This window comes from Streptomyces sp. NBC_00464, from assembly GCF_036013915.1.
In the GTDB taxonomy this organism is placed as follows: Bacteria; Actinomycetota; Actinomycetes; order Streptomycetales; family Streptomycetaceae; genus Streptomyces.
Map to the genome: position 1 here is coordinate 8069098 of NZ_CP107899.1, position 14269 is coordinate 8083366.

General features: G+C 70.3%; 12 protein-coding genes. 9 read left to right on the forward strand and 3 right to left on the reverse strand.

What is annotated here, in order from left to right:
- Positions 1-28: 28 nt before the first annotated feature.
- Positions 29-1102 carry a right-handed parallel beta-helix repeat-containing protein gene (locus tag OG912_RS36135; protein WP_327713023.1) on the reverse strand — a complete coding sequence of 358 codons (1074 nt, stop codon included), beginning with the start codon at positions 1100-1102 and terminating at the stop codon, positions 29-31.
- 157 nt (positions 1103-1259) lie between these two features.
- The gene (locus tag OG912_RS36140) at positions 1260-2888 is read right to left on the reverse strand and encodes an acyl-CoA synthetase (RefSeq protein ID WP_327713024.1); all 1629 of its coding nucleotides are present in this window, start codon (positions 2886-2888) and stop codon (positions 1260-1262) included.
- Positions 2889-3053: 165 nt separating this feature from the next.
- Between OG912_RS36140 and OG912_RS36145 the strand changes: the two genes are divergently transcribed.
- From OG912_RS36145 to OG912_RS36185, 9 genes are all read left to right on the forward strand, one after another.
- Positions 3054-3854 carry a crotonase/enoyl-CoA hydratase family protein gene (locus OG912_RS36145; RefSeq protein ID WP_326734218.1) on the forward strand — a complete coding sequence of 267 codons (801 nt, stop codon included), beginning with the start codon at positions 3054-3056 and terminating at the stop codon, positions 3852-3854.
- 257 nt (positions 3855-4111) lie between these two features.
- Entirely contained in the window at positions 4112-5053 is a 942-nt protein-coding gene (locus OG912_RS36150; RefSeq protein ID WP_327713025.1) for a Zn-ribbon domain-containing OB-fold protein, read from the forward strand.
- Positions 5054-6106 carry a thiolase domain-containing protein gene (locus OG912_RS36155; RefSeq protein WP_326734216.1) on the forward strand — a complete coding sequence of 351 codons (1053 nt, stop codon included), beginning with the start codon at positions 5054-5056 and terminating at the stop codon, positions 6104-6106.
- Entirely contained in the window at positions 6099-7265 is a 1167-nt protein-coding gene (locus tag OG912_RS36160; protein ID WP_327713026.1) for a thiolase domain-containing protein, read from the forward strand. Before OG912_RS36155 ends, OG912_RS36160 begins: the two co-directional genes overlap by 8 nt.
- A 109-nt stretch (positions 7266-7374) precedes the next feature.
- Positions 7375-7635 (forward strand): DUF397 domain-containing protein, encoded by a 261-nt coding sequence (locus OG912_RS36165; RefSeq protein WP_327713027.1) that lies wholly within the window; start codon positions 7375-7377, stop codon positions 7633-7635.
- Between the two features lie 283 nt (positions 7636-7918).
- Complete coding sequence (locus OG912_RS36170; protein ID WP_327713028.1) at positions 7919-8077, forward strand: superinfection immunity protein; 159 nt, start codon at positions 7919-7921, stop codon at positions 8075-8077.
- 290 nt (positions 8078-8367) lie between these two features.
- The gene (locus OG912_RS36175; RefSeq protein WP_327713029.1) at positions 8368-8778 is read left to right on the forward strand and encodes an ACT domain-containing protein; all 411 of its coding nucleotides are present in this window, start codon (positions 8368-8370) and stop codon (positions 8776-8778) included.
- 92 nt (positions 8779-8870) lie between these two features.
- The gene (locus OG912_RS36180) at positions 8871-9371 is read left to right on the forward strand and encodes a hypothetical protein (RefSeq protein WP_018550733.1); all 501 of its coding nucleotides are present in this window, start codon (positions 8871-8873) and stop codon (positions 9369-9371) included.
- A 304-nt stretch (positions 9372-9675) separates the two neighbouring features.
- Complete coding sequence (locus OG912_RS36185; protein ID WP_327713631.1) at positions 9676-11910, forward strand: glycoside hydrolase family 95 protein; 2235 nt, start codon at positions 9676-9678, stop codon at positions 11908-11910.
- Here the strand turns inward: OG912_RS36185 and OG912_RS36190 are convergent.
- A complete protein-coding gene (locus tag OG912_RS36190) occupies positions 11886-14099 on the reverse strand; it encodes a terpene synthase family protein (protein ID WP_327713030.1) in 2214 nt (737 codons plus the stop codon). The two genes, OG912_RS36185 and OG912_RS36190, sit on opposite strands and share 25 nt — an antisense overlap.
- Positions 14100-14269: the final 170 nt, after the last annotated feature.

Consider the following 14269-nt stretch of genomic DNA (forward strand, 5'->3'; position numbering starts at 1 on the left):
CGCTTCTCCTTGTGCGGGGGGACACCGGTCAGCACATTCCGGCCGGTGCGGAGGTGGTGCAGACATTTCCGGTGAAGCGGTTGCCCGTGCCGGTGTCCTCATTGGCCAGGTCCGCCGGCTGGTTGCCGGTCACCACGTTGCCGCTGATGGTGTTGTCGGTGTTCTTCGCTCCGACGAAGCTCTTGAACAGCACGACGCCGCCCGAGAGCGGCGTGGCACCCACGTTGTCGCGGATGAGGTTGGAGCGCACCTCGGTGGTCTCGGTGCCGGTGAGGACGATTCCGGAGCCCTGGATCGCGGGCAGTCGCTCGGTGGCGGCACAGAACTTGTTGTTCTCGGTGATGCGGTTGGACCGGATGGTCATGGCGCCGGCCTTCGGCGTTCCCTCGTCGCCCACGACGAACACGCCGCTGCAGTTGGCGGTGAAGGTGTTGTCGCTCACCGAAAGGTTCCGCACACGCCGTGCCGTGAACCCGATCCGGTTGTCGGTGAGGGTATTGGCCCGGACCCGGGTGCCTTCGGTGTCGGTGGCGCCGCCCTCCTCGTCGACGCTGTTGGCGACGAAGATGCCGGCGTCCCCGTTGGCACGGGCGGTGTTGTCGCGGATGTCGGAGCGGGTGGACCGCTGCTGGGCGATGCCCCAGACGCCGTTGGACGCGGAGGTCACCGAGCGGACCTCCAGCCCGTCCGTCCAGGACGCCCAGATGCCGCTCCTGGTGAATCCGGAGACGGTCAGGGACCTGATGGACACGTCGTCCACGGTGTGCCCCGCCGTGCCCAGGACGCAGATCCCGTTGCCGGCTTTCGCGCAGGCGTTGTCCGGCTGCGTCCCGCTCGCGCCCGGCTCGATGACCGTACGGTCCCCGGAGCCGCGCAGGGTCAGTCCGGGCGTGGTGATCAGCACGCTCTCCCGGTAGGTGCCGGGCCGGACGATGATGGTGTCACCGGGTTGCGCGGCGTCCACCGCTGCCTGGATCGACTGGCCCGCACGCACCACATGGCCGCCCGCGGCGGCGGCCGGCACGGACGGCGCGACGACGCACAGTCCGGCGGCCGAGGCGGCTGCGATGCTCACGAGGGATTTGATGTGTCGTTTCCTCATGAGCCGAAGCTATGGGCGATGACCCCCCGATGCCACGCAGGGTGTCCGGTTGGGCACGGGGCGTGCCCGAATGGCTTACGCCATCGCCACGGCCCCGCGTCCGTCGTGGACGCGGGGCCGTGCACTCGGGTGATTCGCCCTCGGGTCCTGGCCCTGGTCAGTCGGTGGCCGGGCCGGCGGGTGCGACGACGGCGCGTGCCCACCGGTAGTCGGCCTTGCCGCTGGGGGAGCGCTGGATCTGTGGGGTGATCACCAGGTGGCGCGGGATCTTGTAGCCGGCCAGCCGGGTGCGGCAGTGCGCCTGGACGTCGTCGAGCGAGGGTGCGTCGGCGCCTTCCCGCAGCTGCACCACGGCGGCGACCTGATTGCCCCACCGCTCGTCGGGAGCGCCCGCCACCAGTGCGTCGTACACGTCCGGGTGGGACTTGAGCGCCTGCTCGACCTCCTCCGGATAGACCTTCTCGCCCCCGGTGTTGATGCACTGCGAGCCCCGGCCGAGCACCGTGACGATGCCGTCGGCGTCGACCGTCGCCATGTCGCCGAGCAGGACCCACCGCTCGTCGCCCTTGCGGAAGAACGTCTCGGCGGTCTTGCCCGGGTCGTTGTAGTAGCCCAGCGGTACGTGTCCGCGCTGGGCGATCCGTCCCGGCTCGCCCGGTGACACCGGCTCGTACGTCGCAGGGTCGACGACGGCCGTGCGGGCGTTGACCCGGAGCCGGAAGCCGTTCTCCGGGCTGGAGTCGGCGGTCGCCGTGCCGTTGAAGCCGGACTCGGAGGAGCCGAAGTTGTTGAGGAGCATCACGTTGGGCACCAGTGCCTGGAACTCCGCCCGCACCGAGTCGGACATGATCGCGCCCGAGCTGGAGACGGAGAACAGCGCCGAACAGTCGGTGCCCTTCAGCGGCCCGTTCAGTGCGTCGATCAGCGGCCGCAGCATCGCGTCACCCACCAGCGACACGCTGGTGACCTTCTCCTTCTCGATCGTACGGAGCACCTCGTGCGGAACGAACTTGCGGTGTACGACGACCCGTTGCCCGAAGTTGAAGCCGATGAACGCGGTGAGGGTCGAGGTGCCGTGCATCAGTGGGGGAGTGGGGAAGAAGGTGATTCCCTCCCCGCCGGCGGCCACCCGTTCGGCCAGCTCCTGCGGGGTCCTGACCGCGTCGCCGGTCGGCGCTCCGCCGCCGAGGCCGGAGAAGAACAGGTCCTCCTGGCGCCACATCACCCCCTTGGGCATACCCGTGGTGCCGCCCGTGTAGATGATGAACTGGTCGTCGGCGGAGCGGGGCGCGAAGCCGCGCCCGGGATCCCCGCCGGCCTCCGCCGCGGTGAACGCGACGGCGTCGGGCCCGGGTACACCGTCCGTGGACGATCCCACCCGCACGAGGTGGCGGAGCTTCGGCGCCTGCGGTGCGGCGGCAGCGACCCGCTCGTCGAACTCGGCGTCGAAGACCAGGGCCGACAGATCCGCGTCGCGATAGAGGTAGACCAGCTCCTCCTCGACGTACCGGTAGTTGACGTTGACCGGGACGATGCGCGCCTTCAGGCAGGCCAGCACGGTCTGGAGGTACTCGATGCCGTTGTAGAGGTGCAGTCCCAGATGCTCGCCCGGTCCGATGCCCGCCTCGATGAGGTGGTGGGCGACACGGTTCGCCGCGGCGTCGAGCTCCGCGTAGGTGAGCCTGCGCTCGGCGCCCGTTCCGGGATGGTCGAGGTAGACCAGCGCCTCGCGTTCCGGGACAGCGTCGACGACCGATTCGAACAGGTCGGCAAGGTTGTACTCCACCGTTCCTCCTGACCCCGGTTGCTGAGTGGCTCGGCGGTCATTAGAGCGCCGACCGGCACAAGTGGGAAGGGGGCCCGGGAAGAAATCTGACTCCCTGTCAGAAAACTATTGAACTGCAACTCCACTTACTGCAACCTGTTCTAGCCTTGAGACGGGAGACAGACCATGGGCGGTACGGAACACCTCACCGTGCGGCGCGAAGGCGCCACACTGGTGCTCACCCTGAACCGGCCCGAGAGCAAGAACGCGCTCTCGCTGCCGATGCTGGTCGGCCTGTACGACGGCTGGCTCGCCGCGGACGAGGACGAGGAGGTCCGCTCCATCGTTCTCACCGGAGCCGGCGGCTGCTTCTGCGCCGGCATGGACCTCAAGGCCCTCGCCGGCAAGGGAATGGAGGGCGAGCAGTACCGGGACCGGATGACCGCCGATCCCGATCTGCACTGGAAGGCCATGCTGCGCCACCACCGTCCCCGCAAACCGGTGATCGCCGCCGTCGAGGGCCACTGCGTGGCGGGCGGCACCGAGATCCTGCAGGGCACCGACATCCGCATCGCCGGGGAGAGCGCCACCTTCGGTCTCTTCGAGGTGCGGCGCGGCCTCTTCCCCATCGGCGGTTCCACCGTGCGGCTGCCGCGACAGATCGCCCGCACCCACGCGCTCGAAATGCTGCTCACCGGCCGCCCCTACACAGCCGATGAGGCGGCCCGGATCGGGCTGATCGGGCGGGTCGTTCCCGACGGCACCGCACTGGAGGCGGCCCTTGCCGTTGCCGAGCAGATCAACGCCTGCGGCCCGCTCGCCGTCGAGGAGGTCAAGGCCTCGGTGTACGAGACCGCGGAGATGACGGAGGCCGACGGCCTCGCCGCCGAACTGAAGCGCGGCTGGCCCGTCTTCGCCACCGCCGACGCCAAGGAGGGCGCCCGCGCCTTCGCCGAGAAGCGCCCGCCCGTGTACCGGCGGGCCTAGGGCGTGTTTTGAAAGTCCCGCCTGCCCGGCGGGCCCGCCCTTCGGGCGGACGGCGCTACTTTCAAAACACGCCCTAGGGGGTGGCTCGCCGGTCATGGCCGGGTCCGCGGCGTCTGGCACGGCACCTCGCGGCGTTGCCGAACCGCCCTAATAGCTCCGCTATCAAGACGCTCCGGCGCCTTGCGATGCACCGCACCAGACGCCGCGGCCTGATCCGGCCCTGACCGACGAGACACCCCCAAACACAGGAGGCACCCGTGCCCGACATACTCAGCGCACCGCTGGTGGTCGAATTCCCCTTCACCCGCTCCCTCGGCCCGGTCCAGAGCGCCTTCCTCACCGGACTGCGCGAACGCACCGTGCTCGGCGTCCGGACCGGCGACGGCAAGGTCCTGGTCCCGCCCGTCGAGTACGACCCCGTCACGGCCGAGGAGATCCGTGACCTGGTCGAGGTCGCGGCCACCGGAACGGTCACCACCTGGGCCTGGAACCCGCAGCCGCGCCGCGACCAGCCCCTGGACACCCCCTTCGCCTGGGTGCTCGTCCGCCTCGACGGCGCCGACACCGCGCTCCTGCACGTCCTGGACGCCCCCGGACCCGAGGCCGTCCGCTCCGGCATGCGGGTCCGCGTCCGCTGGGCCCAGGACCGCACCGGCGCCATCACGGACATCGCCTGCTTCGAACCGTACGAGGGCGATCCCGGCGGATCCGCCCCGCACGACGGCGAGTTCGCGGACCCGGTCACCGGCATCGTCACCCCCGCACGCCTCGACTACACCTACTCCCCGGGCCGCGCCCAGAGCGCCTACCTCGAAGCGCTGGCGGGCCGGCGCGTCGTCGGTGAACGCTGCCCCTCCTGCCGCAAGGTGTACGTCCCGCCCCGCGGCGCCTGCCCCACCTGCGGCGTCGCCACCGACGAACAGGTCGAGGTCGGGCCGCGCGGCACGGTCACCACCTTCTGCGTCGTCAACATCAAGGCGAAGAACCTCGACATCGAGGTCCCCTACGTCTACGCCCACATCGCCCTCGACGGCGCCGACCTCGCCCTGCACGCCCGGATCGGCGGCATTCCGTACGACCAGGTGCGGATGGGGCTGCGCGTCGAGCCCGTATGGGCCGACGGCAGCCGCCACCCCGACCACTACCGGCCGACCGGAGAGCCGGACGCCGACTACGACGCGTACAAGGAGCTGGTCTAGATGCGAGACGTAGCGATCGTCGCCTTCGCGCAGACCGACCATCTGCGGCGCACCGACGAGCTGTCCGAAGTCGAGATGCTGATGCCCGTCCTGCATCAGGTCCTCGACGCGACGGGCCTGAGGACCAGCGACATCGGCTTCACCTGCTCCGGCTCCAGCGACTACCTCGCGGGCCGGGCCTTCTCCTTCACGATGGCGCTGGACGGGGTGGGCGCGCACCCGCCGATCTCCGAGTCCCATGTGGAGATGGACGGCGCCTGGGCCCTGTACGAGGCCTGGGTGAAGATCCAGACCGGCGAGGCGGACACCGCCCTCGTCTACGCGTACGGGAAGTCCTCGCCCGGCCAGGTGCGCGACGTCCTCACCCGGCAGCTCGACCCGTACTACACCGCCCCGCTGTGGCCCGACTCCGTCGCCCTCGCCGCGCTCCAGGCCCAGGCACTGATCGACGCGGGCGACACCGACGAGGCAGCTCTCGCGGCCATTGCCACCCGCAGCCGCACGGACGCCTCGGACAACCCGCACGCACAGCTCAGTGGCGCCGTCCCGGCCGGTGACTACCTCGTCCAGCCCCTGCGGACCGGTGACTGCCCACCCATCGGTGACGGCGCCGCCGCCGTGATCCTCGCCGCCGGGGACACCGCACGGGCCCTCTGCGCCAGGCCCGCCTGGATCCGAGGCATCGACCACCGGATCGAGGCCCATGGCCTCGGCGTGCGCGAGCTCACCGAATCACCGTCGACCCGGCTCGCCGCCGAACGTGCCGGGGTCTTCGACCGCCCCGTCGACACCGCCGAGCTGCACGCCCCGTTCACCTCCCAGGAAGTGGTGCTGCGCAAGGCGCTCGGCCTGGGCGACGAGGTCACGGTCAACCCGTCCGGCGGCGCGCTGGCCGCCAACCCGCTGATGGCCGCCGGGCTGATCCGCCTCGGCGAGGCCGCCGCCCGCATCCACCGCGGCGAGTCCGACCGGGCGCTCGCCCACGCCACCTCCGGGCCCTGCCTCCAGCAGAACCTGGTCGCCGTCCTCGAAGGGGAGAGTGCTCATGCCTAAGGAGCCCGTGGCCGTCGTAGGCGTCGGCCAGACCAAGCACGTCGCCGCCCGCCACGACGTGTCCCTCGCAGGTCTCGTCCGTGAAGCCGCCGTGGCCGCCCTCCAGGACGCCGGGCTGACCTGGGCGGACATCGACGCCGTCGTCATCGGCAAGGCGCCCGACTTCTTCGAGGGCGTGATGATGCCGGCGCTGTACCTCGCCGACGCCCTCGGCGCAGTCGGCAAACCCATGCTCCGGGTCCACACCGCGGGCTCGGTCGGCGGCTCGACCGCGCTCGTCGCCGCGAACCTCGTCGCCGCCCGGGTCCACCGCACCGTCCTCACCCTCGCCTTCGAGAAGCAGTCGGAGTCCAACGCGATGTGGGGCCTCTCGCTCCCCATCCCGTTCCAGCAGCCGCTGCTGGCGGGCGCCGGCGGCTTCTTCGCCCCGCATGTGCGGGCCTACATGCGCCGGACCGGGGCGCCCGACACCGTCGGTTCCCTCGTCGCGTACAAGGACCGGCGCAACGCCCTCAAGAATCCGTACGCGCACATCCACGACACGGGCATCACGCTGGAGAAGGTCCAGGCGGCGCCCATGCTCTGGGACCCCATCCGCTACTCGGAGACCTGCCCGTCCTCCGACGGGGCCTGCGCGATGATCCTCACCGACCGAGCGGGAGCCGACCGTTCACCGCACCCGCCCGCCTGGGTGCACGGCGGTGCGATGCGCAGCGAACCGACCCTCTTCGCCGGCAAGGACTTCGTCTCGCCGCAGGCCGGCAAGGACTGCGCCGCCGATGTCTACCGGCAGGCCGGCATCAGCGACCCGCGCCGGGAGATCGACGCCGTCGAGATGTACGTGCCCTTCTCCTGGTACGAGCCGATGTGGCTGGAGAACCTCGGCTTCGCCGACGAGGGCGAGGGCTGGAAACTCACCGAGGCGGGAGTCACCGAACTCGACGGCGACCTGCCGGTCAACCCGTCGGGAGGGGTGCTCTCCACCAATCCCATCGGCGCCTCCGGCATGATCCGCTTCGCCGAAGCGGCCCTCCAGGTAAGGGGACAGGCGGGGGAGCACCAGGTGGAGGGCGCCCGCCGGGCGCTCGGCCATGCCTATGGCGGCGGGGCCCAGTTCTTCTCCATGTGGCTGGTGGGTGCCGAACCGCCCACGGGCTGACCCCCCACCCTCCGGACAGGCCGCACCCACCGCGTTCCGCGGCCTGTTCGGGACCGCCCTCGGTGGCTAGGCTCTTTCCGGCCGCAATCGACGAGCGTGAGGAGCCGACGTGGCTCGCAGGACGACGCCCCAGCAGCCGTTCGCCGGCTGGGACAAGGCGGACATCGACCTCGGCAACGCCCGTTGGCGTTCGGGCAGTCGGGGCATCGGAGACGTCCAGATCGCTTTCGTCGAGGGATTCATCGCCATGCGCAATGCCGGGCGTCCCGCCAGCCGCCCGCTGGTCCTCACTCCCTTGGAATGGCGTGCGTTCGTCGTGAACGCCCGGCACGGCGAGTTCGACGCCGGGACCGGACACGGCGTGGTGTGATCCGCGGACCGGCAGTCCGTCGTCCCTCGGGCCGGACGGGATCGGTCTGCCGTCGGGGGCTCAGGTGTGGCGACGGATCATGCTCCTCGCCGGACGCGGCCTGAGGGCGAACAGGATGTGGCAGGCCGGCCGCTGACGGAGCCGAGTGCGGCGGTGATCCCGGCTTACGCGCTGTGGACATCTGTTCACAGGCGTGGAGAATGGACCTTCACATCCAGGAGCATGGGGGGATCTTGTGAGTAGTGGTGCTCTCATTGGTGCGTTAGGGCTGATCGTTCTCTTGGTGGCCTATTTCGTGCCGGCTTTTGTTGCCTATTCGCGAGGGGTGCCGAACAAGGGCTCCGTGTTCGTGATCAATCTGTTCCTGGGCTGGACCGTGGTGGGCTGGGTCGTCGCGCTGGCCATGGCGGCGCGCAGTAATCAGCAGCAGCCCCGTCTGTAGGCGTCCGGTCCTGTCCGTGGATCGTCGAGCCCTGTTGTACATGTCCGAGGCGGTCCGTCGGTGATCTCCGGCGGACCGTTCCCGCTGCCGATCCCTGGCGGCCGGACCGCCAGGCCTTCCGTGCCGGCGGCCAGGACCTCACCACCCGGGGCGCATACAGGGAGATGGCCAGCCCCTTCCGAACCCGTCCCGCTCGCGCCGGCCGTCCGCCCGCCCGCTCGTCTCCGGCGACCGCGCCCGTGTCGCACCTCCTCACGGGCGGCACCGCACACCGTGGGTAGCGTGGCGGGGTGACAGGTGAGAGTGATCTTCGTGTTCTGCTGAGCAACCTGCGTCCGGAACTGCACCCGGGGCGCTACGTCTACGCGGCCGCGCCCGGCGGTGTCGTGCCCGACGGCACCACCCCCGTCGTCACGGTCCTCGAGAGCGAAGGACTCACGGTGGTCCTCCCGGAGGAGCAGGCCGCGGCCGCCGGACTGGCCACCGCCGACTACCCGGCCGGCTGGATCACCCTCCGTGTGCACTCGGCGCTGGCGGCCGTCGGGCTGACCGCCGCCGTCTCGCTCGCCCTCACCGACGCGGGCATCAGCTGCAACGTGGTCGCCGGACTCCACCATGACCACCTCTTCGTCCCGTACGACCGGGCGGCCGAGGCTGTCGCCGTCCTGGAGGAGCTGGCCGCCGAGTCCGGAGCCGGGTGACCGGGGGCGGGCCGGGCAGTGCGGCGTGGGGACGGCGGTGGGCCGCCCGGGCCCGGCTCGGCGAGGTGGGCCCGGACACGTAACATGTCTGCATGTCCTTCCTCCGCCGCCGTAGCGCCGCCACACCCGCGGGCCCCGACTTCGACGTCCTGGCCATGGACCCGGGCGACTGGCCCGGCAACCTCGGCGCCGGTCTGCTGCCCGCCCCCGACGGGAGCTGTCAGGGCGTCTTCCTGCGCTACGACCTGTTCGGCGGCCGTGGCCCCGCGATGATCATCGGCAACCTCCCGGAGGGCTCGCCCGCCCGCGAGACCGAGGAGGGGCAGGTCCCCTTCGAGGTGGCCCAGCTGCTGCTCGCGCTGGAGAACGACGAGCCGGTCGAGGTGACCGGCACCGAGGACATGCCCGTCATGCAGGGCGACAACCTGCTGATCGTCCGCCGCGTGAAGCTTTCGGAGAGCCGGATCTCCTGTGTCCAGTTCGACCGCAGCGACGGCGTGCTTGTCACCATCGCCAGCTGGGACCGTCCGATCACCGACGACCTGTACACCCTCCTGAAGCCGTTGCCCGCCGAGCTCTTCCAGCAGGGCTGAGCCCGGCGCGGCCACCGGACCGCCGCACGGCGCCCGGCGACCCCAACGGCGCCACTTCTGTCCAAGTACCAGCGGCCTCCGTCCAAGAGGCCGCTTCGTCATGTGTCTTGTCCGCGCAGTCGTCGGACCTCTAGCGTCGGTCGGCATGACATCCGGGATGACGCGACGCACCACTGTGAAGACGGCGATCGGCGTAACAAGCGCTCTGGCGCTGGGAGTTCCCGCACTGTCCGGCACGGCAGCCGCAGTCGGGACCTCCGATGAATCGATGACCGGCAAGCGGAAGGCGGAGCTGCCGAACCCGGTGCTCCAGTATCGCGCGCCCGCCGCGGACTGGGAGCGCGAGTCCCTGCCCATCGGGGGCGGTGCCCTGGGCGCGAGCGTCCATGGAACGCTCGCCTCCGAACTCCTCACCTTCAACGAGAAGACCCTGTGGACCGGCGGCCCCGGCTCGGCCCAGGGGTACGACTTCGGCAACTGGACCGCACCCAGACCCGGCGCCCTGACCGGAGTGCAGGAGCGCCTCGACAGGGAAGGCGCGCTCGGCCCCGACGCCGTGGCCGCCGAACTCGGACAGGCACGCCGTGGCTACGGCGCCTACCAGGTCTTCGGGGAGCTGCACCTCGACGTGCCGGGCGCACCGGTCGCCCCCGATGCCTCCTACCGGCGCGGCCTGGACCTGCGCACCGCCCTGGCGTTTGTGGCCTACAGTCATGAAGGGGTCGCCCATACAAGGGAGTTCTTCGTCTCCCACCCGGGTTCCGTCATCGCCGGACGGCTGGCGGCCGACCGTCCGGGGCAGGTGGCCTTCACCCTGCGGTACACCTCGCCGCGCAACGACTTCACCGCATCCGCCACCGGTGACCGCCTCACGGTCCGGGGCGCGCTCAAGGACAACGGTCTGCGCTTCGAGGCCCAGATCCGCGTCCGCACCACCGGTGGCACGGTCACCGCAGGGGCCGACGGCAGCCTCACCGTCACCGGAGCGGACAGCGCGTGGTTCTTCCTCGCGGCCGGCACCGACTACGCGGACACCTGTCCCGCCTACCGCGGACAGGACCCGCACACCGAGGTCACGGCCGCCGTCGACACCGCGGCGGCGACCACGTACGAGCGCGTGCGCGACGCCCACGTGAAAGACCACCGCACCCTCTTCGACCGGGTCACCCTCGACATCGGCCAGCAACTGCCCGACCTGCCCACCGACCAGCTGCTGAGCGCCTACACCGGCGGAACGAGCGCCGCGGACCGGGCCCTGGAGGCGCTCTTCTTCCAGTACGGCCGCTATCTGCTGATCGCCTCCTCCCGACCCGGCTCGCTGCCCGCCAACCTCCAGGGCGTCTGGAACAACTCGACCAACCCGCCCTGGTCCGCCGACTACCACAGCAACATCAACCTCCAGATGAACTACTGGCTCGCCGAGGTCACCAACCTCGCCGAGACCACCGCCCCCTACGACCGCTATATCGAGGCCATGCGCGAGCCCGGCCGCAGAACGGCGAAGGAGATGTTCGGCACCGCCGGCTGGGTCGTGCACAACGAGACCAACCCGTTCGGCTTCACCGGCGTCCACGACTGGTCCACCGCCTTCTGGTTCCCCGAGGCCGCCGCCTGGCTCACCCAGCAGATGTACGAGCACTACCGCTTCAGCGGCTCCACCGACTACCTGCGCTCCACCGCCTACCCAGCGATGAAGGAAGCCGCCGAATTCTGGCTGGCCAACCTGCGCACCGACCCGCGCGACGGACTCCTCGTCGTCACCCCGAGCTACTCACCCGAGCACGGGGACTTCACCGCCGGGGCAGCCATGTCCCAGCAGATCGTCCACGACCTCCTCACCAGCACCCTGGAGGCCGCCCGCACCCTCGGCGAGGCACCCGCCTTCCGTGACCGTCTCGAATCGGCCCTCGACAACCTCGACCCCGGCCTGCGCGTCGGCTCCTGGGGCCAGCTCCAGGAGTGGAAGGCCGACCGGGACGACCCGGCCGACGATCACCGCCATGTCTCCCACCTCTTCGGCCTCCACCCCGGCCGTCAGATCGAGGCCGGGAGCACCTGGGCCGAAGCCGCCAAAGTCTCCCTGGGTGCCCGTGGGGACGGTGGCACCGGCTGGTCCAAGGCATGGAAGATCAACTTCTGGGCGCGGCTCCGGGACGGCAGCCACGCGCACAAGATGCTCGCGGAACAGCTGAAGAGCTCCACCCTCCCCAACCTCTGGGACACCCACCCGCCCTTCCAGATCGACGGAAACTTCGGTGCCGCCTCGGGTATCGCGGAGATGCTGCTGCAGAGCCAGCACGACGCCGTGGACATTCTCCCCGCACTTCCCGCAGCCTGGCCGGACGGCTCCGTGCGCGGACTGCGCGCCCGGGGAGGATTCACCGTCGACATCGAATGGGCCGCGGGCCAGGCCCGCCGTGTGGTGATCACGGCGAGCCGGACCCGCGAACTGACCGTACGCGGCACGCTGTTCACCGGCGGAGAGAAGGTCATCAGGGCCCGCGCCGGCAAGCGCTACACCTTGACCCCCGAGAGCTGAGCGAACAACGACGTCACCTGCGCCGCCGAGGTGCCGAGCCCCGTGGGACCGCCCAGGTGCCACGGGGCCGCGGTGCCCCGCCGCAGATCCTCCTCGCGGTAGCGCCTGCAGTCCCGGTGCCAGATCAGGATGCCCGCGATCCAGTGCTTCAGCTCCTGGACGTAACCGGCGAGGACCTCCCTCGCCTCGCTGTCCAGGCCGAAGTCGTCGTACAGCACCGGGAGTTCGTTCTCGGCGACGTGCAGGAACTGGCGCAGCCGGGACTTCATCAGGTCGTACAGGATCGACACTCCGGTCGGATAGTCCACCCCGAAGAAGTTCTGCACCACCAGGACACCGTTGTGCACCTCACCCTCGTACTCGATCTCCTTCTGGTACGAGAACAGGTCGTTGAGCAACGCGGCGTAGTCGGCTGCCGCGTTCTCCAGGGAGCGCAGCGGGCCGCTCTCGTAGATCTCCGGCGGTACCTTCCTGCCGTGCCCGAGCCGGCACAGACCCATCGTCAGATCCGAACCGAACGTCATGCGCCGCATCTCGACATAGTCCACCGGGTCGGGAATCCGGTTCTGTGCCTGGTTCGCCAGCTCCCACAGCCAGCTGGCGGTCATGTCCTCGATGGACTTGCGGAACGCGCGCCTGCCGCTGTCGTCCATCGGAGCCGAGGTGCGCTCCCAGAGGTCGCCCAGCCCGCGTTCCAGCGCGTTGACGGGCTCGGGCGGCGCGGTCCCGTCCAGTGGCATGAAGAGCGACAGCCGCTCGTTGGCCAGCCGGGCTCCCGCCAGATCGCGGGTCCGTCCGTGCACCACAGGGAACCAGTCGTCCCCGTAGGTCCCCCAGGCCAGCCACTGCGAGGACAGGTCCAGCTCGTCCGGGGTGGCGTCCGGATGAATGCCGGCCGCGCACAGCGGCAGGTCGATCGCCCGCAGCCGCTCCTCGTCCCAGATGTGCGAGTTGGGCACGCCCGGCTGCGCCTGAAGGATGCCCACCCGGTCCGACCAGCCGACCAGCCGCTCCCGGGCGCCGTCCAGGTGGGGACTGAGCGTCGTACCGAACGGCAGGTCGAAGTCGGGCAGCAGGGACGGGCCGACATGCTGGAACGGCCGATGGGTGTGGCTGCGCAGCCGGGCGGACTCCGAGCGGGGAGTGAATCGGATCGACGCGGCGGCCATCCCGAAGCCCGGCGCGGCCCGCACGGCCCCGCCGTCGTTCATGTAGCGGCTGGAGCGCATGTGCCATTCATGGCCGCCGGACTGCCAGTCCTGCAGCCCCTTGACGTACGCGAGCACCGCCGCAGTCTGCGCCGCGTCGAGGCCCTTCCCCGCGCAGAGGGGGCCCAGTTCGGTCAGCGCGGTGTTCTCGAACTGCTGGAGGCGTGACGTCAGCAGATCGTTCACCGCTTCGGCGGCCTCCTGTGTCGAGCAGTCGAGGAAGCGCTCAAGGACCAGGACGCCATTGCTGTTCTCGCCCTCGTCCTCGACCTCCCGCTGGTACGAGAACAGGTCGTTGCGCAAATGGACCCCGTCCGAGAACGCGTCACGCAGCACGCGCAACGCCCGTTCGCCGGCCACCGCCTCGGGCACCTCGGCGCCCGCCGCGTACTCCACCAGACCCGCCGACCAGGGAGCGCCGCCCACCTTGCGGCGCATTTCGATGTACTCGACGGGGTTCGCGATGCGGCCCTCGTTGATGTTGGCGAGCTCCCACAGCGACTCGTTCAACAGGTTCTTCGTCGCCTCGGCGAACCTCACCCGCCACGCGTCCGACATGCCGGGCACCGTCCGCGCCCACAAATCCGCCAGACCCGCCTCGACCGGGTTGGTGGGCTCCGGCGTGGGCGCGCCCCGCTCCATCGGCATGAACGCGGGCAGCCGGTCCAGGTACGCCTTGCCGCCCTCGCGGTCCGGGGTGCGCTTGAACAGCTCCAGGAAGTGGTCGTCGAAGAAGAAGACCCACACGTACCAGTCGGTGACCAGGGACAGGGCCTCGGCCGCGCAGTCGGGGTGCGTGTAGGCACACAACAACGCGTAGTCATGGGAGTCGAGGTCCTTCTCCTCCCAGATGCCGGACCCCTCCAGCATCCCTATGGCCCGAGCCCACGTCTTCGTGTGCTGCCGCGCCTCCTCGACATGCGGGTTGAGGCGCGCCGGATACGGAACATAGAAGTCCGGCAGGGTGAAGGGCTGTGCCATGTGCGTCCGGCCTTTCGGTGAGTCTCCGCGTGAGCGTCACGCGGTGCGGTCGTGTCCGCGCGAGCTCTACCCTTCGGCCGTTCGAGGCACGCGCGGCGGCTATTAGTCACACAAGAAGTACGCCCGTTCGAGGGACGGTTCCGGATCGCGCCGGGCGGTCCGCCGCTGCG